General features: G+C 45.5%; 17 protein-coding genes. 11 read left to right on the plus strand and 6 right to left on the minus strand.

The window, feature by feature from the left end:
- Window positions 1–144: 144 nt before the first annotated feature.
- The 5 genes from QUA03_RS05065 (at window position 145) to QUA03_RS05085 (ending at window position 3,859) form a co-directional block, all read left to right on the plus strand.
- The gene (locus tag QUA03_RS05065) at window positions 145–894 is read left to right on the plus strand and encodes a Uma2 family endonuclease (protein ID WP_333210241.1); all 750 of its coding nucleotides are present in this window, start codon (window positions 145–147) and stop codon (window positions 892–894) included.
- Between the two features lie 96 nt (window positions 895–990).
- Window positions 991–2,091, plus strand: a complete 1,101-nt coding sequence (locus QUA03_RS05070) for a DNA cytosine methyltransferase (RefSeq protein WP_333210242.1) — start codon at window positions 991–993, stop codon at window positions 2,089–2,091.
- Window positions 2,092–2,232: 141 nt separating this feature from the next.
- Window positions 2,233–2,763 (plus strand): deaminase domain-containing protein, encoded by a 531-nt coding sequence (locus tag QUA03_RS05075; RefSeq protein ID WP_333210244.1) that lies wholly within the window; start codon window positions 2,233–2,235, stop codon window positions 2,761–2,763.
- Window positions 2,764–2,902: 139 nt separating this feature from the next.
- Complete coding sequence (locus QUA03_RS05080) at window positions 2,903–3,550, plus strand: hypothetical protein (protein WP_333210246.1); 648 nt, start codon at window positions 2,903–2,905, stop codon at window positions 3,548–3,550.
- A 117-nt stretch (window positions 3,551–3,667) separates the two neighbouring features.
- A complete protein-coding gene (locus tag QUA03_RS05085) occupies window positions 3,668–3,859 on the plus strand; it encodes a DUF433 domain-containing protein (protein ID WP_333210247.1) in 192 nt (63 codons plus the stop codon).
- Between the two features lie 146 nt (window positions 3,860–4,005).
- Here the strand turns inward: QUA03_RS05085 and QUA03_RS05090 are convergent, their stop codons facing one another.
- Both QUA03_RS05090 and QUA03_RS05095 read right to left on the minus strand, forming a co-directional pair.
- The gene (locus tag QUA03_RS05090) at window positions 4,006–5,220 is read right to left on the minus strand and encodes a class I SAM-dependent methyltransferase (protein WP_333210249.1); all 1,215 of its coding nucleotides are present in this window, start codon (window positions 5,218–5,220) and stop codon (window positions 4,006–4,008) included.
- Between the two features lie 241 nt (window positions 5,221–5,461).
- Complete coding sequence (locus QUA03_RS05095; protein ID WP_333210250.1) at window positions 5,462–6,646, minus strand: NAD(P)H-quinone oxidoreductase subunit H; 1,185 nt, start codon at window positions 6,644–6,646, stop codon at window positions 5,462–5,464.
- Between the two features lie 57 nt (window positions 6,647–6,703).
- Between QUA03_RS05095 and rsmH the strand changes: the two genes are divergently transcribed.
- The 3 genes from rsmH to QUA03_RS05110 all read left to right on the plus strand — a co-directional run bounded on the left by rsmH (window position 6,704) and on the right by QUA03_RS05110 (window position 10,774).
- A complete protein-coding gene (gene rsmH, locus QUA03_RS05100) occupies window positions 6,704–7,606 on the plus strand; it encodes a 16S rRNA (cytosine(1402)-N(4))-methyltransferase RsmH (RefSeq protein ID WP_333210252.1) in 903 nt (300 codons plus the stop codon).
- 562 nt (window positions 7,607–8,168) lie between these two features.
- Window positions 8,169–9,842 (plus strand): SpoIIE family protein phosphatase, encoded by a 1,674-nt coding sequence (locus tag QUA03_RS05105; protein WP_333210254.1) that lies wholly within the window; start codon window positions 8,169–8,171, stop codon window positions 9,840–9,842.
- 509 nt (window positions 9,843–10,351) lie between these two features.
- Complete coding sequence (locus QUA03_RS05110) at window positions 10,352–10,774, plus strand: ATP-binding protein (protein ID WP_006633914.1); 423 nt, start codon at window positions 10,352–10,354, stop codon at window positions 10,772–10,774.
- Window positions 10,775–11,119: 345 nt separating this feature from the next.
- Here QUA03_RS05110 and QUA03_RS05115 read toward each other — a convergent pair whose 3' ends face one another.
- Both QUA03_RS05115 and QUA03_RS05120 read right to left on the minus strand, forming a co-directional pair.
- Window positions 11,120–11,545, minus strand: a complete 426-nt coding sequence (locus tag QUA03_RS05115) for a nuclear transport factor 2 family protein (RefSeq protein WP_333210256.1) — start codon at window positions 11,543–11,545, stop codon at window positions 11,120–11,122.
- Between the two features lie 347 nt (window positions 11,546–11,892).
- A complete protein-coding gene (locus QUA03_RS05120) occupies window positions 11,893–12,855 on the minus strand; it encodes an orange carotenoid protein N-terminal domain-containing protein (protein WP_333210258.1) in 963 nt (320 codons plus the stop codon).
- 209 nt (window positions 12,856–13,064) lie between these two features.
- Between QUA03_RS05120 and queG the strand changes: the two genes are divergently transcribed.
- Entirely contained in the window at window positions 13,065–14,030 is a 966-nt protein-coding gene (queG, locus tag QUA03_RS05125) for a tRNA epoxyqueuosine(34) reductase QueG (protein ID WP_333210259.1), read from the plus strand.
- 176 nt (window positions 14,031–14,206) lie between these two features.
- Window positions 14,207–14,845 (plus strand): HAD-IA family hydrolase, encoded by a 639-nt coding sequence (locus tag QUA03_RS05130; protein WP_333210261.1) that lies wholly within the window; start codon window positions 14,207–14,209, stop codon window positions 14,843–14,845.
- 151 nt (window positions 14,846–14,996) lie between these two features.
- Here the strand turns inward: QUA03_RS05130 and QUA03_RS05135 are convergent, their stop codons facing one another.
- Together QUA03_RS05135 and QUA03_RS05140 are read right to left on the minus strand one after the other, a co-directional pair.
- On the minus strand, window positions 14,997–15,824 hold the full coding sequence (locus QUA03_RS05135) for an SWIM zinc finger family protein (RefSeq protein ID WP_333210263.1): 828 nt from the start codon (window positions 15,822–15,824) through the stop codon (window positions 14,997–14,999).
- Between the two features lie 249 nt (window positions 15,825–16,073).
- Entirely contained in the window at window positions 16,074–20,888 is a 4,815-nt protein-coding gene (locus QUA03_RS05140; protein ID WP_333210265.1) for an SNF2-related protein, read from the minus strand.
- A 456-nt stretch (window positions 20,889–21,344) separates the two neighbouring features.
- On the opposite strand from QUA03_RS05140, the gene QUA03_RS05145 reads away from it, so the two are divergent.
- Complete coding sequence (locus QUA03_RS05145; RefSeq protein ID WP_333210266.1) at window positions 21,345–23,498, plus strand: polyribonucleotide nucleotidyltransferase; 2,154 nt, start codon at window positions 21,345–21,347, stop codon at window positions 23,496–23,498.
- Window positions 23,499–23,680 lie beyond the last annotated feature (182 nt).

Genomic DNA, 23,680 nt, shown 5'->3' on the forward strand with positions numbered 1-23,680 from the left:
AAAGAAACGGTCGGTTTCCTCGTTACCAGGCTCTGCCCGGTAACGCATATCCAGAGGATCTGCCTCGTCATTAAGCCATTAACATTAATCCCAAAAACCAAGAGATATAATTTAAGCATTAAAACATTTAACCTCTGATAAACTATGTCTGTAGCAACTAAAAACCCAGAAACAAAACTCACAATCACCTGGCCGCTACTACCAGAAGATTTTCAACTACCAGACGACCCCGTGGAAGACGAAAGCCAACCATTATTAGCCGCCGCTTTGCGCCAGCCGCTAACAGCATTTCCAGAATTAATGCAGGATGCCTTAATTGTTTCCAACTTTGCCTTGTGTGCCGGTATAAGTTTTCCAGGTTCAACCAGCGAGGAACAGCGTATTATCTGCAAAGCACCAGATTGGATGTACGTGCAACCCGTCAATCCAAAAAATGTCTCGCAAGTCCGCCGTAGTTACACGCCACACACAGAAGGAACCATCCCCCAAATCGTGATGGAATTTCTTTCAGAAACCTATGGAGAAGAATACTCTGTAGAGTTTACCTCGCGGGTGGGAAAGTGGTATTTTTACGAGCAAGTAATCAAAGTACCCCGATACATCATATTCCGAGCCAAAACAGCTCATTTAGAAGTTTACGCTTTAGAATCAGAGCACTACAACTTGCAAAAACCTGATGAAAACGGACGTTATTGGATACCGGGATTAGACTTGTTTTTAGGAGTTTGGGAAGGAACCCACGAAGGAAGGACAGGCTGTTGGTTGAGGTGGTGGAATCCTGAAGGCGAATTGTTGCTTTGGTCGGAAGAACGGGGTGATCGCGAAAGACTCCGCGCTGAAAAATTGGTCGAAAAACTGCGTCAAGCGGGGATCGAGTTAGATGACGAAGAGTGAAATATCAATTGATGAGTCGAATTCGATCGGGTTTTGGTATGATGACACTCTTGTGGTGCGGGCATCCAGCCCGCCCTTGGCTAACTTTGCACTCCTATGTTAATCGAACGTCTCCAGCCGATCGCCTGGGCAAAAAAACCGCGACTCATATCTTTATTTTCTGGTTGCGGCGGCATGGACTTGCCCTTCCACCAAGCCGGATTTGAGGTAGTTTGGGCGATCGACTCCAATAAATACGCCTGCAAAACATTCAGCCGAAACATTGCTGATGTCATCGTCAACGACAGCATAGAAAATATAGACATTGCACAAGTTCCCGAAGCAGAAATATGTATAGGAGGGTTCCCCTGTCAAGATTTCTCCCTAATTTGGAAGCGCCCCGGACTTGAAGGAACCAGAGGCAATTTATATACATACTTTCTCGATTTTGTCAACAAAAAAAAGCCCAAAGCTTTTGTAGCAGAAAATGTCAAAGGCTTATTAAGTGCCAATAATTATCAAGCAATAAAACAAATAATTTCTGACTTTGAAAGTATAGCTCCCGGCTACTTAGTTAAACCTAAACTCTACAACTTTGCCGATTACGGAGTTCCGCAATTTCGGCAAAGAGTGTTATTAGTTGGGATTCGGATGGATACAGGATTTAACTTTGTGCATCCTCAGCCAGAATACGGTCAAAATCGCAAACATCCTTATCGAACAGCGGGCGAAGCACTCAAAAATGTGGAAGCAGTTCTTGACAATAACCAACATCATAAAATTCAAGCCCGCACCGTTGAAATTTTAAATCGAATTAAACCGGGAGGCAATTTCTCTGATATTCCCAAGGATAGTCCATACTATGTCAAAGGCATGATCAGTCACGTTTATCGGCGAATTCATCCTGATAAACCATCATCGACAATTATTGCTGGTGGAGGTGGCGGAACTTGGGGTTATCATTATTTAGAACCGCGTTCTTTGACAAATCGTGAAAGGGCAAGATTGCAAACATTTCCCGATGATTTTGTTTTTGAAGGTTCTACGACAGAAGTGCGGCGGCAGATTGGCAATGCAGTGCCGCCGCAGGGAATCGCTGCTGTTGTTGAGGCTTTAATTCCGCTATTTAAGGGGGATTATCCGCAAGTGGATTTATATGAAATGAGTAAAAAGTTGCAGGGGATGTCTATTCAAGAACGATTAAAATGGGCTGAATAAGAGGGGTACGAGCAGAGTTTTCCGTTAATTTAAAAGTGTGGTATAATCAAAATACCTGAGTCAGACGAAGCTTAAATCTTATATCTAAGTCAGGTTATATATTTTTATTTATCGGTGTGTGCAAAATGAATCATTACTCACGTGAACAAAAACTTCACTACAGGAAACCCCTCTAGAAACACACCTCATTACGAGTATCCCGAAGGCATACCTGAGTGCCATGCGGACATCGTAGAGGAACTACAGACGAAAGTTCAAGATATTCGGTTGATCCATATCCAAAAAGGAGATTCAAATAAAAAAAATCGTTCTGGCAATGCTGCTGTTGTCAAGTTGGAGATCCCGACAGGCAAAGTCTATAACCTAGAAGCTACCAGCAAGCGAGATCCTCTGAATATTCCAGGTGAAGAGGATGGGCCAAAGCAGTTTTTTGTACCGAGGTTTGATAGAGCAAGAGGCTGTTTGAATGAGTGTGACGCTGAGTATAAGCTTTTTAATGCACTCGCACAAGACTTGGAAAGAGATGATGTTTCCTTGGATGTAGAAGGAATACTCTACCTCTACACTGAGAAAGATATGTGTTCTGGCTGTAACATTACTTGTGATGAGGACTTTAAAATGAGATTTCCGAATATTCAAGTGATTATCTTCTACAACCAGCCATATCCGTAGAAGTACAGGATAGAAAGTCAGTAGAGCTTACCAGGGCTTTACTGGCTTTTCTGGGTAAGGTAGAATGGAGGTGATATGAAGCTTAATATTACCTGGCTCCTAGTTTACGATTAAGAAAAATACCTAAGGAGGGAAGTCAATGATACAGTTTGACATAGGTCATTACACCGATTTCAAGTTGCCCAACAATTCAGATATTCCAGAGCAATTACAACAAACACTTCACACAGTTTGGGACAGAAAGTATCGCGATTTATACGAAAGAGGCGGAAACAGCGATGTAGAAGAAGCCTTTGTAGAAGTAATGACATCCTTTGGGATGCCTAATAATCAAATATCCCATCAGCGATACGTCTATATGGCTTATGGAATAGCATTAGCAGCTAAACCGACGATTAAACATTACTTTCCTGAAGAAGACAAGGCTGATAGAGTTCAAAAAATTGTATTTTCTTGGCTGAAGGATGGTTGTGAAATTCCCGAAACTTGTGCAGATACCTTGTTTCCTAATATCAACAAAATTGGAAAATATCAAGCTACTGACGAAGCTTATAATATCTTCTATGGCTTGCTGCAAACACTCAATACAAAAACAGCCTATAATGCCATCTTAGATATTCTGTATGATGCCATTACCGGCGATGCTATTTCTGGTTTTGCTGTGGCAAAACGAGATATGTTTAATTGGTGGTTGATTGAGGTGATTCCGGCTGCCTATTGTTTAAAGTTGCCATCTACTTTATATTCAGGAAAATGGGAATTTCCGCCACTGAGTCAGTGCGCTTAAGTGATGACCAAAGTGATTGGCACAGCTTAATTAGTTAATAATCATGGGAATCCAGTTATTGACAATTACGAGCGCTCTCATTCATACTATAACTAAGCGTTGTAGGAGCTAACTTTAATGTCGGAGCTACTCGCAAGAATCACTGTTAATCCTAGACAGTGCGACAGTCGCCCTTGCATTCGCGGCATGAGAATTCGGGTATCAGACGTACTGGACTTATTTGTGGCTGGTTTGAGTGAGGAACAAATACTAGAAGAAATGCCCGATCTTGAAGCTGACGATCTGAAAGCATCTCTTTTGTATGCTTAGCGCAAACTCAATCATCCGGTATTGGTTGTATGACAATAATTTGGGTAGATACAGAATCAATCAAAATTACATCAGCGTTAATCAGCGTTCATCGGCGGTTCAAAAAATCTCAACTATTAAATTAGTTAATCATCAATCTGGAATTATCAATCAGGCACCATCAAACCCTTCAATATTCTCCCCTTTTCCTCCTCCCTCAACCCCTTACACTGCACCAAAACCCCAAAACCCCCCAAACCCATCGGATCGATCAATTGATGCAAAGCCTCCCGGCGCTGCAAAAACGTTGCCACATCCAATACTTCTGCATCATTTGTTGATAAAGAAGCAATACGATCGCCCAAACCCAACGCCATCAAAAACAAAGCCTGCTGAGTAAACCCTACCACATCCAAACCGCACAATTCACCCTGCCTTTCCAGCGCCGTAAAATTAACATGAGCCGTCAAATCCTGCCGCCCCACATTAATATAAGGATTGCTGTGATATCGGTGGCGATAATAACACTGTAGCGTCCCCTCCCTGCGCCTCGGATTGTAATAGCGGTGCGCCGCATAGCCATAATCAATAGTTAACAAATATCCTCGCTGCAACTTTTGAGCAACTGTACTCATCCAGTTCAAAGCAGCCAAATTTACCTCACTGCGATATCCGTCCCCATAAACACTCGCCGACAAATCGATGCCCACAAAATCCAAATACTCGCCAATTTTAGGGGTGGAAACTTCGTCAATTACTTCAATAAATTTTATCTCTTTTTGTTCATTCTTGGGCGTTTCTGCGGCAACGTAAATCTCCCTAACTTGCCCTTCTTCCAGAATGAATTGATGCACTGGCAAAGCATCCACTAACTCGTTAGAAAAGAAACAGCCCACAATCGAATTATTAACTATCTCATCCCAATCGCACCACTTAACACACTTGATATCACTTAAGCTTTGGCGTTGTTCCGCTTGAAGTATTGGCGAAATTTCAACAATTATGTATGTTAAAGCTTTAAATAAGTCGGGATGTTGCCGTTGCAGATATTGCAGCACATTTTCTGCAAAATTCCCCCGCCCAGCGCCCATTTCTACGATCGCGAAATTGAAGGGGCGATCGAGCAATTCCCACATTTCCAAAAACTGCTGTGCCAAAACCTCCGCAAAATCAGCACCCCAATGAGACGACGTGATAAAATCGCCTTGTTTGCCGATCGAGGGGCGATCGCTATTATAATATCCGTGCTGCGGATGATATAATGCCAAATCCATATATTCAGCAAAAGTAATTCGCTGCTGCGGAGTTGCCGCAATTCTTTCGCAGATTAAAGCGCAGAGCTCCGGGTTGCTGTCATTGATATCTGATTGCTGAACTTTCATAATTTATCGAATCAAAGTTGATGTTATTTCCTTTGTGAAGGAGAGATTTTTTTATTAACCGCAGAGGGCGCAGAGGGCGCAGAGGAAGAGAGAAGAGAGAAATAAGGTAGATTTTAGCGACGTTAATAGCAATATTAATCGATATCCATCCGCGTTTATCCGCGTTCATCTGCGGTTTAAAAAAATTAACCCGGTTCCACAAAAAAACCGGGTTAAGTTCTCAGATAAAAACCGACAAAACCTACCTGTCAACCGAGCCCATAATAATGTCGATACTCCCCAAAATCGCCACCAAATCCGCAATCTTCACGCCGCGCACAATGTGAGGCAAAATCTGCAAATTATTAAAATCCCCAGTCCGAATCTTCCAGCGCCAAGGAAAGACACTATCATCCCCGATAATATAAATCCCCAACTCACCTTTGCCGCTTTCAACGCGGACATAATGTTCGCCCTTGGGAATCTTAAAAGTCGGCGCTACTTTTTTGCCAATAAACTGATAGTCAAAACCATTCCATTCAGATTTTGGCCCGCTTTCGAGTCGCTTCGCTTCCAAATTCTCGTAAGAGCCACCGGGGAGTCCTTTCAAGGCTTGATAGATAATCTTAACCGACTCGCGCATCTCCCGAACCCGCACCACATACCGGGCCAAACAATCGCCAGCAGCTTCGGTACAAACTTCCCAGTCGAAGTCGTCATAACATTCGTAATGGTCAACTTTCCGCAAATCCCACTTAACGCCGGAAGCGCGCAACATCGGACCGGAAAGTCCCCAGTTAATCGCTTCTTCGCGAGAAATAGTACCCAGGCCTTCAATCCGGCGGCGGAAGATTGGATTGTTGGTAATTAAACGTTCGTACTCGTCAATTTTGGGAACGAAATAATCGCAGTAATCTTCGCACTTATCTACCCAACCGTAAGGCAAATCGGCGGCAACTCCGCCAATGCGGAAATAGTTATTATTCACCATGCGATAACCTGTGGCTGCTTCCCACAAGTCTAAAATCATCTCGCGATCACGCATAGTATAGAAAAAAGGAGTTTGCGCCCCCACGTCCGCCAAAAACGGCCCCAACCACAACAAATGGTTAGCAATCCGGTTCAACTCCAGCATGATTACCCGAATGTAACTCGCCCGTTTGGGGACAGCAATATTCGCTAACTTTTCCGGCGCATTTACTGTAACCGCTTCGTTAAACATCCCCTCAGCATAGTCCCAGCGGCTCACGTAGGGCACGTACATCACGTTGGTGCGATTTTCGGCGATTTTTTCCATCCCGCGGTGCAGATAGCCCAAAACAGGCTCGCAGTCCACTACGTCTTCCCCGTCTAAGGTGACGATTAACCGGAGTACCCCGTGCATGGATGGGTGGTGCGGCCCCATGTTGAGCACCATCGGTTCGGTTCTAGTCTCAATTCTTGACATAATTAAATGAATTAATGATTACTAGCTATTGTTGATTTTTGTTTGGCTTTTATGATTATGAAGGATATCGAGCTCTCTGAGAAGGAGACCCTTGGATCGGATGTGAGTATTGACACCTATCACGTTCCAGTTTTGGGTCAAGAGTTAATTGCCGGTTTGGCTGTGCGTCCAGGCGGGCACTATTTGGACGCGACGCTTGGGGGCGGGGGACACACGAGTTTGATTTTAGCGGCGGCGCCAGATGTTACAGTGGTGGCGATCGACCGCGATGAACAAGCCATCCGTTTTTGCCAAGCCCGATTTGCCAACTCGTCCGTTGAGTTTTGGCACGGCAACTTTGCTGAATATCAGTCCTCAGAGGCCGAATTTGATGGTATCATAGCAGACTTGGGCGTCAGCTCTGCTCAGTTCGATACACCGGAACGAGGATTTAGTTTTCGCCACCCAGCTCAACTAGATATGCGTATGAACCAGCAGCAATCTTTGACGGCAGAAGAGATTATCAACCACTGGGAAGAAGTTAAACTAGCAGATATTATTTACAAGTACGGCGAGGAGCGACTGTCGCGGCGGATCGCGAGGCGGATTGTGCAAAGCCGTCCTTTTCAAACTACAACAGAACTTGCAGGCGCGATCGCCTCCAGCTTCCCCCCCAAGCAGCGCAACGGCAGAATCCATCCGGCCACCCGTACTTTCCAAGCTTTAAGGATAGCTGTCAACTCCGAACTCGCTTCTTTAGAAACTTTCCTCAACCAAGCCCCACGGTGGTTAAAACCCGGTGGGAGAATCGGAATCATTACATTTCACAGTCTCGAAGACCGACCAGTCAAGCACCAACTCAGAGGAACACCCAATTTGCAGGTACTGACAAAAAAGCCGATCGTCCCACAATCCGAAGAAGTCGCTAGAAATCCCCGCTCTCGTTCTGCTAAGCTCAGACTGGCAGAAAGAATAACTTGATTCGGCAGTAGTAATATGCTTGCTGCAAAAAGTTCAGAGATTAAGGAGACTTGCATGCAGCAATCAAGTACGATTCGGCAAAGATGTAGGGAATAGCGCCAACAACCCACCACTAACCCTCCGGGTACAGTGGGGCTGGAAATACAGCCGGTGTTGACCAGACTTAGGTAGCAATACCTGCGTTAGTAGTAAGTGTTAAAATTCACACCGAGGACAGTACCCAGCTAGTTAAGAACTCTGCAATCAGAACATTAATTAGCCGTTTTGAATGCTGGTGTGTTTAGAAAAGTACCAACTGCTAACAAGGTCATTGCTCGTATCACAGCGTGAAAGCTGACTCGGGAATTTTCCCTATTGAAGCGGCCTACCGAGGCGGGTTACAGTATCGAAAGCCTCTCATCTGTGCGAACAGATGGTGCGAAAGGAATGCTCACCTTGAGGTAAAACGGGTTTCTTTAACTCAACTTGACGTAACTGATATGTTGCATATATCCAGCCCCCCTTTTCCTCCCGCCACCTTGCTGATTACAGCTATGGTGGGGGTTTTCAAGGGGGAAGAAAGATGAGTCGGGGAGATGGAAGCAAGCTGAAACTGATGGTAGTCGATGACGAACCCGACAACTTGGATTTATTGTACCGGACGTTTCGACGCGACTTTCAGGTTTACAAAGCAGATAGCGCCCTCAGCGCCCTGGAAGTTCTAGACGAACAGGGTGAGATGGCGGTGATTATATCTGACCAGCGGATGCCAGAAATGAATGGCACCGAGTTTTTGGGGAAAACAGTCGAGCGATTTCCCGATACGATTCGGATTCTGCTAACGGGATACACCGATGTTGAAGATTTGGTTGAGGCCATCAACTCAGGTCAAGTTTTCAAATACATCACCAAACCGTGGAATCCAGAAGAACTCAAATTGGTGATCAATCAAGCCTCAGATACTTACAAATACTACAAGCAGCGCAGCGTTGCATTGCGCCGCGCTTTACGCAAGGAATCTCTGTTCAATGAGGTAATGAGCGTGATTCGCGGGTCGCTTGATTACTCTAGTATGGTACAAACTATTGTTCAAACCGTAGGTCAAACTTTTGAGGCCAACTATTGTATGCTGCGGCCGGTAGAAGCCGATCGACTATTGCCGAGTACCTTCCCCTACCAATCCCAAACCTCTGAAGCCAGTAGCTTTTCTTTTGATGAAAATTTGCTGGTTCAAGCCGTAGCCAGCCGCCAAACTCAAGTGAACCCAAACAGTGGGGGGGATGGTAACTCGGTTGAGATTGCCGTGCCCCTGACTTACCAGCAAGAATTGCTGGCGGTACTGGCTTTGTGCCAGATTGGCGGCGCTAACCCTTGGTCGGCAGAAGATATAGAGTTAATAGAAGGTGTAGCAGCTCAAGCTGCTCTCGCCCTGTCTCAAGCTAAGCTCTACCAGCGGACTCTGGATTTAGCCAAGCAGATGCAAAACGAGTTGGAAGTGGCTCGCCAAATCCAAACAAACTTGTTGCGCCAAAGTTGGCCGGATTTTGAAACAGTCAGGGTGCAAGCTTGCTGTTATCCCGCGCGGGAAGTTGGCGGCGACTTTTTTGAAGTCTACGTTCACTCTCAGGGGGATATTTGGATAGCGGTGGGAGATGTTTCGGGTAAGGGAGTTCCGGCTGCTCTATTTATGGCCAGCGCGATTTCGGTGATGCGGCGGGAACTTTCCCAAGAAGTTTCTCCAGAGCCCGATCAAGTTATGCAGAACATGAATAGCACTATGTCTGACGACCTGATCGGCAACAACCATTTTATTACAATGGTTGTAGCTCGTTACACTCCGTCAACCGGACACCTAGCCTTTGCTAATGCCGGTCACATTTACCCGATTGTTTGGTCTCACTCGGAGGTGAAAGCTCAAGCCGCTAGCGGTAAAACGCCAGCCGAGCCGAATTTCCTGAAAGCTCGTGGCATTCCCTTGGGGATACTACCAGTTTGGAGAGGCAAAGCAGGTGCGATCGAACTAAAGTCAGGAGATGTATTTCTGCTGACGAGTGACGGAATTACTGAAGCTAGCGTGACAAGTCAAGCGGTAGCAGGGGGTGTACCAACCCGTTCTATGCTACAACAAGAAGGGCTTTGGCAACTCTTGATTCAAGAACCTGGTTCTTTCAACTTGGACAATTTGTTGGCTCACATCCGAGCCGATAATCCCGTTCAGGAAGACGACCAAACCATAATCTCTCTGGAGGTTCTTTGAATCTGTCAGCGACTCCCGACGCATAGTCGGGGGTGAGAGCCGAAAAAACTTAAGCCCTGCTTGTTGACGGCCCATAGAGTAGTCCTGCAAAGGACGGCGTTATCGTCAACAGTCAAAAACCACAGTAAAAAACCTAGCCGGCGATGACGCAGCTAGTTTCCTGAATCGCTTTACTGGGGGATTAAATACCTGTCAAGGGTTAAGGTAGAAGGCATTTGTCAGAAAAAACCAACGCTTAAAAGCAAAGGATTGAAACACAGATTTTTATACTTCGCTGCTTGCAGTCTCGGTATAATTATCAATTGTTAATGGGCTTAAAGCCCCTAACAAAATTTTTCAACTATACTCTTAACTTCTGCCTTCTACCGAATGACGAATGCCTGATTTTTAAACAGAAAAGGCTAGTATCCTCCAAGTAGCGACAAGTATTGAGGCCGAATCCATTCGGCGCGTCGTGTTTCATACCTGGTGTGAAGACACAGGGGTTTTCAAACTTACGGGATTTTTTTATGAATACTGAGCTTCATGTGCCAAGCGACTTGCGGTTTTTAACAATTGTTGAAAATTGGTTGCTGAGCAGTTTGGAAGTAGAGCTAGGAGAGCACGTCGATTGGCCACGTCAGTCGAATCGTTTGCGCTTGGTGTTAGCAGAAGCCTATTCTAACGTGATCCGCCATGCTCACAAAGATCAACCCAATTTGCCCGTGTTAATTCGCTTGAATTTAAAAAATAGGGATATTGGTTTAGAAATTTGGGATTACGGTAAAGGTTACGAAATGGATACTTACAATCCGCCGAGGCCGGAAGCTAAACAGGAAAGCGGCTACGGCTGGCTGATTATGAGTAGACTTATGGATCGGGTGGACTACACTTTGCAAATAGACGGTCGCAACTGTCTAAAGTTGGAAGCGAGTTTGCCGGAAAAATCTTAATTAGTCATTAGTCATTAGTCATTAATGATTGGCAATGCACTTTTTGACTCGCTTTGGCTGTCTGTCGCACGCTGCGGTGACAGCCAGTTTTTCGTGCAGTAGCGTCCCTCTCTAAGAAACTGTAAGATTGTAGGGGTACAGTCCAGATCGCACAAATACCGCAGAAACGGGATTTTTATACCGTGAGTGGCACTTTACCAAAGATTTGGAAAAAACCCGGTTTCTGCCTGATTCTGGCGATAAAGAGCCGATTAACCTGGCGATCGCACGACTTTAGCTATTACGTGCGATCGACAGGTCAAACCGCAATAGGCAATTTAAATCTGAAACAGTTTATCAAACAGCTTATTTCTTATGTGACCGCAGATTTAGCAATTCTTGGGGAGAAGCTAACAGTTTGACCGTAACAGAAAGGATTTTTGGGTCAGAATTGAGCAAGAACAGCCATCCGACATTAACACCAAATGCGGAAGTTTTCACCCGGCCGCTGACCTGAACTTCCACAGTGCCATCTTCTAAAATTTGGCTGACACCTTTCTGGGGTTCTAGCTGCATTCCTCGTGCTTCTTTTTTTAGATAAGTGGCGATCGCAATCCTGCCGATAATTGGATCTTCAAACGGCGCGTGCAGAACCCCATCATCGGCAAATAAATTAGCCGTCGCTTCAAAATCCCCCGCGTTTAAAGTTTCAAAATATTGCAGTATCCCTGGCATTGTGATGCCTGCAATCTTTATAGAGTTAGTTAAAATAGGTCGAGTTGTTGCGGTCATAAAACAAGTGATTTCAAATGAATGATTATACTGTAATCATTCTCTTTGTCGCAGCAAATCCCTCAAAAGATATAAGTAGGGGTAGGGAAATAATTCTCCGAAAAAAGGAGGAATCGGGAAGCGCAGAGCGTCGATCGCAGATTTCAGAGCGATCGACCAAAATCAATCCTACTTTCAAAAAATACAAGTGTAGCCAAGCTGTAAACCCTGATACAATCACTCATTTTTCATCCTTTAATTCTTGAATCTAAAATTTAACATCTAAAATCTAAAATGATATAAACCCAGACACCTAATGGCATCTGGGTTTCTGGGCCAGCCTGTTTAACAGAGCCAACAAGAATATTCTATTTGCGGATCAAATTGAGCAATTCTTTAGGAGATGCCAACAAGTCGATCGCCACAAAGAAAATTTGACCTTGGGGATCGAGCAAAAACCGCCACGCGATGTTCATACCCACATTCGATCCGAACCAGGGAGTTTCGACTTTGCCAGTGACTTTCACTTGTCGGTAGCCATCTTCGGCAGGTTCCGATACGCCTTGCTGGGGCATCATTTTCAGTCCTACGCACTCTTCCCGCATATAGTTGAGGATAGCGTCGCGACCAACGATCGGCTTTTGGAAAGGTGGTTGCAGGGCACCTTCTTCAGCAAATAAACCGACGGCTGGCGTGAAGTCGAAGGCGTTCATGTAGTCGATGTAGCTGAGTACAGTTTGCTCGCTAATACCCTCAATTTGGGTTTTCACCCGCTCTTCTGGAGCGGTGGGAGTGCTGCGGGGGGCTGAGCGTTTGCCGTACTCTTGGTTAAAAGCAGGGTCATAGCCCATGTTAACTACGGTGTTGCGAAGTACGGTAATTTGTTGACCCGGATCGAGTTTTTTGATGGTTTCGAGAACTTGGGTGGCTTCGGGAGACATTTGATAGCCAGCGGGGATCGGAGCGACAAGGCCCTGTTTCATCAACTGTCCCAACTCATACCAGAAACCGAGTTTGGTATTGACGCGCAAAGAAGTGTAAATCCGGCCAATTGTTGTGTCGGCGTTGCTGGCTAGGTCAAACATGGTTTTGCTTTGAGCAGCCGGCGACATTTGCTTGATTTCGCTCAGAATGCCTTCGACAAGCGCCATGCTGGCTACTCCCGGTGCTGCTGCGGTAATGGAAACGCCCATTTCGGTGTAGGCATACCAGAGCAGTGCGAGTTGGTCTTCAACGCTGAGTTTGTAGAACGCTTCCGTGGTAGCCGGAACAACGCTAGCGATCTCGGTGTTGGAAAAAATAGATTGAGCTGATTGAATACTAACTGCCATATGTATGCTGTGGGATTCGCTGTCGGTTTTACTTGCGTACTTGAATTAGCGAATCGAATTCTCCCTAAATTAAATTATGTAACATTTTTGACATTTTGGAGTTCAAACTTATAAATATAAAGATTGTAAAAGAATTATCAATACTGTCCCAAAAATACTCTTAAAACTACTAGACTTATGGCACAAATTGTGCAGTGGTTTCTTACGTGATGAAAAAATCAATTAATAGCGATCGCATTAAGCAAAAAGCCCTTGAGTTGGGATTTCACAAAGTGGGGATAGCCTCAACAGACGCGGATTTTGATTTAGAAAAACAAAGATTGCAAGCTTGGCTGGACAAGGGTTATCAGGCGGATATGGCATGGATGGCAAACCCGAGACGGCAGGATATTCGATCGCTCATGCCAGAGGTGCAGTCATTAATATGTGTCGCCATCAACTACTACACACCTCACCAACGCCCCTCAAATCCCCCTTGTGAGAGGGGGGACGATACAGCGGTCGAATATGCTAAAATCTCTCGCTACGGTTGGGGGCGGGATTACCACAGAATTTTTCACAAAAAACTGAAGGTTTTGGCAAATTGGGTGCGATCGCAAGGCGAGGGAATTGAAGCGCGGTATTATGCTGATACCGGGCCAATTCAGGATAAAATGTGGGCGCAGCGTGCCGGGATTGGCTGGATTGCCAAAAATGGTAATGTAATTTCGCGCGAATACGGTTCTTGGGTGTTTTTGGGCGAAATCTTGACTAATTTAAAGTTAGCGTCGGATGAGTCTCATACGGAACATTGCGGTACTTGTACTCGCTGCATTGAGGCGTGTCCGACGGGAGCAATTACTGAGCCTTTTGTGGTGAATGCCGAGCGATGTATAGCCTATCACACGATCGAGAATCGAGCCGAAAAATTGCCCTACGAAATTGCATCTAATTTACAAGGTTGGGTAGCAGGTTGCGACATTTGTCAGGATGTTTGTCCTTGGAATCAGCGATTTGCTAAACCAACTGATGTGGCAGAGTTTGAGCCTTATCCTGAAAATATAGCACCGACACTTGCAGAATTAGCCGACATTTCCGACGAGGAATGGAACCGCAGATTTACAGCTTCCGCGCTGCGGCGCATTAAACCGGAAATGCTGCGGCGAAATGCCAAAGCCAATCAAATTAACCCTTAAAATTTGAGATGTTCGTCAGGGTGCTTAGGGGGCACATTACCCTATAGATAATAACCCTAGGGTATGTACGGAGCGCCAATAGTCAATACATTATGCAGTAAGTCATTCCCCATCTAAAATCTAAAATCTAAAATCTAAAATTGTATGATACCCGGTTCCTTATTTGCTATTGTCCCATGACCAAAGTAATTATTTTTGATTTTGACGGTACTTTAGCAGATACAATCGATATTCTTCTGAGCATCACCAACCGTTTGTCAGTAGAATTGGGCTTTAAGTCTGCGACCAAGGAGCAAATCGCTCAACTGAGCAATTTAACTTCTTGGCAACTCCTTCAGTATTCTGGCATTTCTATCTTCAAATTCCCGCTGTTGATTAGAATGTTGAAAGCAGAGTTACGCAGCGAAATTCCCAACATTCAATTATTTCCGGGAATTAAAGAAGTTTTACTGGAGTTAAAAAAACTGGGATTTCAACTGGGCATTATCACATCTAATTCCAGAGAAAACGTCTTGGCATCGATGGAAAAAAACGGTTTGCAAGATACTTTCACATTTATTTACTCGGGTTCAACTTTTGGCAAACATAAAGTTATTAATAGCTGGCTAAAAAGAGAAAATATAAATGCTAAAGAAGTTGTTTATGTGGGAGATGAGATTAGAGATATAGAAGCTGCTCGAAAAACAGGAATTAAGGTAATGGCTGTAGCTTGGGGTTTTAATTCTCAGGAGGCTTTGGCTGCACACAATCCCGATTTTTTGATTAAACGCCCCCAGGAATTGATAGAGATTATGAGTAATTTGCGGGAAGTGTAAACTGAAATTGCCAAAAGTAAGACTCCTCGGTGGAAATCAATTCTACACAAACTCTCGTTGCAGCAGAGAGGGACTAAAGAATAAAAGGGGTATTAAAGCCTGATTTGTTATCAGCTATAGTCCCTATTATACTCTGTAAGAGTAAAATCTATTAATCTCCTTCGCCCCGTTTTAGTGCTGCTAAAACTGCTTGCTGGCTAACTGCTTGGTAGATTTTGCTAAAATGTTGCTTGAGTGCGTCAGATGCGGGCGAGGATTTACTAGCGCTTCCTTTTCCGTCGGTGGCGATGGGAATTGGGCCTAAGATATCTAATACTGTTTCGCTGCTGGGTGGGGGTACAATAACTACTAAAGATGATTCTAGCTGCTGATTGTATTCCCAAAAGCGATCGACCTTTGGCAATTTAGAATTCGCTGTGGGCGCATTTTCGCCGGAGTTGAGTTGAGAATTTTCCTCTCCTTGCGTACCTCGTCTTTGACGAAGTGCTGTCAAAATTTGCTCTTTGGTTCTCCCCCGCAGTTGAAAGAGTACGAAGGGGTCTTCACTGAAGCGATCGCCCAATAAGTAGTATACTGCACTGATGTGTTTGCAAGGGTTTTGCGGGTCAGGACAGCTACAGCGCGATCGAATATCAGATAAACTTAACGGAAATAGCGTTTTGCCCGCCGCTGCAAATACATCTTCAATATTGTGCGGCATTTCTCCTGCTAAGAGTTTAGCTGAAAAAACTGCTCTTTGAGACATATTTTCAATCACATAATCCCAATCTTCATCGCTTAAGGTGTCTAGGCCTAAAGAAACTTGATAGGGTTTTGGATCAGTGCCTTGAACTACGGCAATTACTTCTTGGTTAGGGAATTTAATGCTGAGAACTTTACCTTCGCGCGCATATTGCCAGCCACGTTCTAAGCGCTTTTTGAAGCGATAGGTATTGATTAAATCTAACCACTGTTGTGTCCACCATTCTCTGTCAATCATTTATTTGGGAATTGGGAATTGGGCATCGGTCATAGGGCATCGGGCATTGGGCATCGGGCATTGGGCATTGGTAATTGGGATGTTGAATTCAGAAAGAAAAAAACAGCTATCCGTGTATTCGTAACTTCCGTGTCATGCTGTTTGGAATGGGTTATATAGCGGTTCTCAAGAAAGTGAGGTATGCCCTATGCCCTATGCCCTATGCCCTATGACCGATAGCACGTGATCTTTATGAGAAATGCTATATTATTATTCTTCTGTTTCTATAATAGCATTGCGATCGAGAATCAGTAAATTCCGAAGTTGGTCTGTATCTAGCTCGGTGAGCCAGTTTTCGCCAGCGCTGACAACTTGTTCGGCTAACGCTTTTTTGCTTTCGATCATATCGTGTATTTTCTCCTCTAACGTACCTGTGCAGACAAATTTGTGAACTTGTACATTGCGGGTTTGACCGATGCGAAATACGCGGTCAGTTGCCTGATTTTCGACTGCAGGATTCCACCATCTGTCATAGTGGAAAACGTGAGTTGCTCTGGTTAAGTTCAAACCTGTCCCGCCTGCTTTTAAAGATAAAATCATAATCGGCGGGCCTTGGGGGTCGTGCTGGAAGCGATCGATCATTTCTTCCCGCTGCTGTTGCCGAATTCCGCCGTACAAGAACAAAACTTCTCGCCCTAAATGCTGTTCTAGATGGGGTTTCAGGAGTTTTCCCCATTCAGCAAATTGAGTGAAAATTAAAGCCCGATCGCCCTCAGCGAGCACCTCTTCTAACATTTCCACCAACCGCTGCAATTTCCCCGATTCCTGACTCTTAATCTCCAATTCTTTCGGCTTTGCTTCTGCTTTCACAAGAGCCGGATGGTTGCAAAGTTGCTTGAGTTTTACCAGCAAAGCCAGAATCATTCCGCGACGCTGAATGCCTTCGGCTGAGTCTAATTCAGCTATTGACTCTTCGACTATTTTCTGATATAATACCGCCTGTTGAGCCGCCAGCCCGCAAAACACAGTCATCTCCTGTTTTTCGGGCAAATCTTGGATGATTTCTTTGTCAGTTTTCAGGCGGCGGAGGATGAAAGGCCGAACGAGCGATCGCAAAGTCTGCAAAGATTCTCGATCGCCGTATTTCTCGATCGGAATTGCAAATCGGCGCTGAAAGAAATTGCGCGGCCCCAAATAGCCAGGATTGAGAAAGTCCAAAATAGACCACAATTCTTGCAGTCTATTTTCCACCGGAGTTCCCGTCAGTGCAATTCTAAAAGATGCCTCGATTTGTCGCACCGCTTGCGACTGCTTCGCCTCGGAATTTTTAATATTTTGCGCTTCATCCAAAACCAATCCTTGCCATTTAATGCCTTGAAATTCCTTAGCATCCCGAAACACCAGCGCGTAACTGGTAATTATTAAATCCTTTCCCTTAATTGCCGTCGCAAATGCTTTGCCTTTAGGGCGTTTGTCTCCGTGGTGAACTAACACTTTCAGCGTCGGGCCAAATTTCTTGACTTCGCGCTCCCAATTGCCCAATACTGATGTCGGACAAACCAGTAATGTTGGCGCTTCTAGAGAATTTTGTTCTTGTAAATGCAGGAGAAAGGTAATGAGCTGAATAGTATTGTGGCACAAGATATTATTGGCAACAAAATTGTGATGCTTGCTCACCTCAAAATCATAAACCCACCCACTGTACTCAAAATCCTCAATTTCCTCTATTCTGCAATAAAATACTTCGCGATCGAGTATAAGTTGCAAATTTTCTCGGACAGTATCTAGCTGCGCTACATTGAGATTTGCATAAGCCTGTAGGGTTTGATTCGTCCATTTAGAAGGCTTTAGCTGGCGGTACTCCTGTTCTGCGGAACCACCAAGCACATTTTCCATACCTGCTACCACCTTTCCTAGGCTGATGCGGGAAAACTGCTGGGAACCGTTAATATAAACAGGATTGTGCATTCCAAAATGCCGTAGCGGCAGTTTGGTCATCTCCACTGCATCGGCAACAATATCCGAAACCGGAATTCCTTCGACATTGGTATTGGCAGTAGCTTCGCAAATTTTCTCTAAATTTTGCTGTTTTTCTGGATAACCGAAGCCAATTTCCTGCAAAAATATGCGCGCTGAGTTACCGCCGAAAGTACCGATATAATAGGTGCGAAAAATCCCGCTGCCATTGGTGGCGCGTTTCTGCTTAGTGGCGATTCGCAGCCAAATTCCAAAGCGCCGCAGCAGTGTAGAAAGTTGTTGAATTATTAAAGGCGAAGCGGTGCTAATTTCGATATTTCGCGTGTTAAGAAAGACAGAACCTTCAGCATCAAAGTAATTTTTGAGGAAAATTCGTATGCTGTCAAGATTAGCTTGCATGATAAATTGTGGGAAGCTTTTCTCGGCTGACAGCTTTCCCCACTCGTAGCCTTTAGCCTCAAGAAAGCTTTGGTACGATCGACTGCATACAACCAAGTCTGCTGCTGTCTGCTTAGCACGAGTACGAACAGCAGGATTATTGATTTTTATTCCATACTTTTCGCTGAGCCTATGGAGTGCGACACGTAGCTTTTCCAGAACTGTCGCATCTTTTTGTGCGATCGAGAGTACAGCCCGATCGCGCTGCTCATATCCCTCAGCAATCTGCCAAGCCAGAAACTTGACCAAATCGGGATCTTCCGGTTTTCCTTCCCAATACAATTTAGCAGGAACGCAAACATAATCTCCCACCTTGAGGTCATTTGTCCAGCCATCGCGTCCTAACAATTTGTGGCGGCGGGTAATTGTGATGCTGCTACCGTCTTGCAGTTTGATTGTTCGCAACTTTTCTTGCACTTGCTGGCGGTAAAGTCGTCGAATAGGTGCCTGTACAATTTTGCCTGTTTCCTGATTTATGGAATTTACCAGTAATTGCTCGTTAGGTTCAGACCAAAAGCCCTCACCGTCGAATTCTGTTTTTCCGGCATAAGCTTCCCATATTTTTTCAGCTTTTTGTAAAAAACCATTGACAAAAAGCAAACTTTGTGGTAACAAGCATTTACCGAGCCCCATATCGTCCGCGAGACAAGCACCCAAACCCCAGCGTTCTAAGAATGCTAACCAGCCTGCTCCTAGGGCTTGATAAGGCCGCAATTGTCCTCGGAAACTAGCCGGAGTTGCGATCGCACTTACCGCTTGATTATCGCTCAAAGTATTCAACAATTCCTGAAGTTGACCCGTAGCCTCAAAATTCACCACAGGCAATTTTTCGATCATCTGAGTATCGCCCGACGCCAAACGCAAAGCATCCTCCAAAGAAAGAGTCATTTGCTCTTTGCGGCTGGCAAAAAAAGTTTGAGCCGCTTTCACATCCGGCGCGCGCAACTCCACCCACTCGCCGTTAATTTCCACCAAAGGCGAATTCAACGCGGTCAATCTGTCAAATTCTGCCTTAGAAATGCGCTGTCCGCCGATCGTCAATTCCCACTTAAAATTTAGCAGACTTTGCAATCCCAGCCCACCTTTCGCCGGAGTCACTTTCGGAGTTTCCGCTTGAATGCTCAAACCCAAGCGACTCGCCCAACCATCCGTCTTTGTCAAACTAGGCGGCAAAACTACGCCCAATCCGCTATCAGTAAAACGCCAAGCCACAGACTTGATAAAATTGTAGGCATCTAACGGTTTTAAAAGACAAGATTGAGGCCGCTGTGCTTGCAAACTCGGTTCAATTAACGGATAGAGTTTTGAGGCTAAGCCCAAGCCGCTGAGCAAAGTTTCTTGAGGTAATTCTATAGTCCTGCCTGCATAATTCAAACGCTCGACTGAGTTGTTCCAAATGGTTGTCGCGTCTACCAAAAATTCTGCTTCATCTGCTGCTTGCAAGCAATAATTTAAACTCCAGTCGGCTTTACCGGGCGCTGGTGGTATGAGTTGAAAGCAAGTGCGAAATTGATTGTGTTGAGATAATTGGTTTTGCAGCGGTGCAGTCCAAGCACTCAGCTTGGTTGCCAAGTTTTCCAATGCTGCTGTTTCTACTTGCACAATTCCAGATTCCTGCTGCAAAGCTTGCAGCCAGTCGCGCACAGGAGAAACTGCTTTGATGTCTAAAGTAAAGCTACCAGTCGTTAGCGCAGCCCTCGAAGAGGATCGCACTTGACTATCTACAATACTGCTCAAAAAGCCTAACACCAATTCCTCCGCCCCCATCGGCAAATCGACCGCTAAAGGCAATTGACTAGATTCTTCTTCCTTTTCCCCTCTTCCTTCTTTTTCCCCTCTTCCTTCTTCCTTTTCCCCTCTTCCTTCTTCCTTCTTCCTTCTTCCTTCTTCCTTCTTCCTGACATCCGTTACATCCGTTACAGAATCCGTTGCCGAACTTCCTTCTTCCTTCTTCTGATATGTTCTGCAAGCCGTCGGCATTTGCTTGACAAAAGTGGCGAGGCGGAGTGTATCTGTAGAACTATCTAACAACGGTTGCCATTTGGCAATAGCAGAACCGTCCGACTGTTTCTCCAATCCAGGCAAAAACTTGCATCTTGCCAACAAATCCAAACTCCACCTAGCAATATGAGACCAAAAACGCAAATCTGAGCCGACAAAAGAGTCTGTTTCTGTGCTGTTAAGGGGTAGTGATTGCAAGAAAACAAAAGCTGCTTGAGGGTTGAGACAAAAACCCTGGACTTGCCAGGGATAAAGGTAAATTTCCTCGGTTTTAGTGGGTTCCTCAAGTGCTGCTGCTGAGTGCTGCGGCATCAGAGTTGCGTTTGATTCTGAGATTTGGGTGGGAAGTGCGATCGCCCGAATTTCCCTTTTAATCGAGGAGTTTTGGGCGGGAATTTCTGCTGCGTTTTGAGTTTTAGGCGATCGCCTAGTTTTTTTGCTTTTTTCCGGTGGAGTTTCTGCGGTTTCCGGTAATTGCCAATCCAGTTTTCCCGACTGTTGCAAGGAATTTAGGAAACTCTTAAATTCAGCTTCGGTCATAGCTAAGGGATGCTGTAGATTTATCCCCACCTTGGTGTCAATTGCCCCTATTTTTCGCCAAGTTTCTCCCCATATAAATAAGCAATTTTTCTCATCCTCTAGGAGCCAACTGCCGTGTAAAATTGCCATATTTTTTTACCCTGATATTTGTATTTAAGTGCGAGGTTGACTACAGCATTTATATGGAATTTGTGAAAATTTTATTTAAAACAAACCGAGGAAATTTTGAGCCAGATAGGAATTAGGTAGAACCTGTATATTTAGGTACTTAGGGCACACCTTACCGCTTATTGCCAGGCCTAGATAACTAAATCCCTCTTCCTTCTTCCTTCTTCCTTCAACGTCCCAATTCCCAAACGAAAATTGATCGTACCATCTATGGAAGGCGTTTAGCGGACGATCGACCAGAGAATCGACCCCAGACTGCAAAAAATAATTCGAGAGTATAAATGCTTATAAGCCAGACGCAGACAGTCGATCGCGAGGCGATTATCCCTGTCTTTTGGCGTCGGACTCTCAAACATCCTGTGGTAATGTTACGATCCCGACAGAGAAAGAATGTGGTAGATAAGGAAGCAGTGCTACATGGTAGAGATAGACAAGTCAATATCCTTCGATGGACGGGATATTAGACTGAAGATTGGTTTACTAGCGCCTCAAGCAGGCGGTGCAGTTTTGATTCAGTCGGGTGACACGGCCGTTTTGGTGACAGCGACTCGATCGCAGGGGAGAGAGGGAATTGATTTCCTGCCCCTGTTGGTGGATTACGAAGAGAGACTCTACGCTGGCGGTAAAATTCCCGGTGGATTTTTGCGCCGGGAAGGGCGTCCCCCAGAAAAAGTGACTCTGACGGGTCGTTTGATCGATCGACCCCTGCGTCCCCTATTTCCAAGCTGGCTGCGAGATGACATCCAAGTTGTAGCCACAACGGTTTCGATGGACGAACAAGTGCCACCGGATGTTTTGGCGGTGACGGGGGCTTCAGTAGCGATACTGCTGGCGAAAATGCCGTTTTACGGGCCGATGGCTGCGGTGCGAGTCGGTTTGGTAGGAGATGATTTCATCATCAACCCAACTTACAGCGAAATCAGAGAAGGCGAGTTGGATCTCGTGGTAGCTGGTTCTCCTGACGGAGTAATCATGGTAGAAGCCGGCGCCAACCAGTTGCCGGAACAGGATATCATCGAGGCGATCGACTTCGGCTATGAAGCAGCCTGTGACTTGATTCAAGCCCAGCGCGAAATTATGGCGGAATTGGGTATCGATTTGGTGGTAGAGGAACGGCCATCCCAAGATTCGGCCCTAGAAAACTTCATTCGCGATCGCGCCCAAGAACCCATCCGCATCATTTTGTCAAGATTTGAAAAAGACAAAACAATACGGAATGCAGCTTTGGACGAAGTTAAGGCAAATGCAGTCGAATCTGCGATCGCCGAACTTGCCGAAGACGATCCGGTAAAACTAGCCGCCACCGCCAACAGCAAGGCGATCGGCAACGTTTTCAAAGACGTTACCAAAAAAATGATGCGGAAGCAGATCCTCGAAGATGGCATCCGCGTAGACGGTCGCAAGCTAGACGAGGTGCGACCCGTTTCTTGTCGCGTAGGCGTGCTGCCGTCGCGAGTACACGGCTGTGCGTTGTTTAATCGGGGGTTAACCCAAGTCTTGTCCGCAGCTACCCTGGGAACCCCAGGCGACGCCCAAGACTTAGGAGACGACTTGCACCCGCAGCAAGACAAACGCTACCTGCATCACTACAATTTCCCGCCGTTTTCGGTAGGAGAAACCAAGCCGATGCGATCGCCCGGCCGCCGAGAAATCGGTCACGGAGCCCTCGCAGAACGCGCTTTGCTGCCCGTTTTGCCATCCAAAGAAGATTTCCCCTACGTGATTCGCGTAGTTTCCGAAATCCTTTCTTCCGACGGTTCCACCTCAATGGGTTCAGTTTGCGCCTCAACGCTAGCATTAATGGATGCAGGCGTTCCCCTTTCCCAACCCGTCAGCGGCGCGGCAATGGGCTTAATTAAAGAAGGCGATGAAGTCCGAATTTTGACTGACATTCAGGCAATTGAAGACTTCTTAGGCGACATGGACTTCAAAGTAGCCGGTACCGACACCGGCATTACTGCTTTGCAGATGGACATGAAAATCAAAGGTTTGCCCTTAGATGTGATTGCCACCGCCATCCGACAAGCCAAACCAGCCAGACTGCACATTTTAGAAAGAATGCTGGCAACCATCGACACTCCCCGCAAGGAAATGTCGCCGTTTGCACCACGTTTGCTAACCCTGAAAATCGATCCAGAATTTATCGGTTTGGTAATTGGGCCTGGTGGCAAAACGATCAAAGCCATCACCGAAGAAACCGGTGTCAAAATTGACATTGAAGACGACGGAACCGTGACAATTGCTGGCAACGACAGCGAAAAAGCTCAGCGGGCTTACAACATTGTCCAAGGCATGACGCGCAAGTTGAATGCAGGAGATGTGTATGTCGGCCGTGTAACTCGAATTATTCCGATCGGCGCTTTTGTGGAAATTTTGCCCGGAAAAGAAGGAATGATTCACATTTCCCAGTTAGCGGACTACCGCGTTGGCAAAGTGGAAGACGAGTTAGCTGTGAACGATGAAGTGATTGTCAAAGTACGAGAAATTGACAACAAAGGTCGAATTAATTTGACCCGCTTGAATATTCATCCCGACGAAGCGGTAGCCGCCCGCGAAGCGCTGAATAAATAGTTGAGAGTTGGTAATTGGTAATTGCTTTTAGAGTAATTGCTAATTGCTAATTGCTAACTCGTGATTAGTGATTTTTAATTGCTAATTGAGATGAAATCTGATTGTTTCAGATTGATTTGGGAGTAGGTGCGCGACAGCGACAGATCGACAAAAGTGCGATCGGCTGTGGAAGTTAATAAAGT

This window comes from Microcoleus sp. S36b_A4, assembly GCF_036700645.1.
Lineage (GTDB): Bacteria > Cyanobacteriota > Cyanobacteriia > Cyanobacteriales > Microcoleaceae > Microcoleus.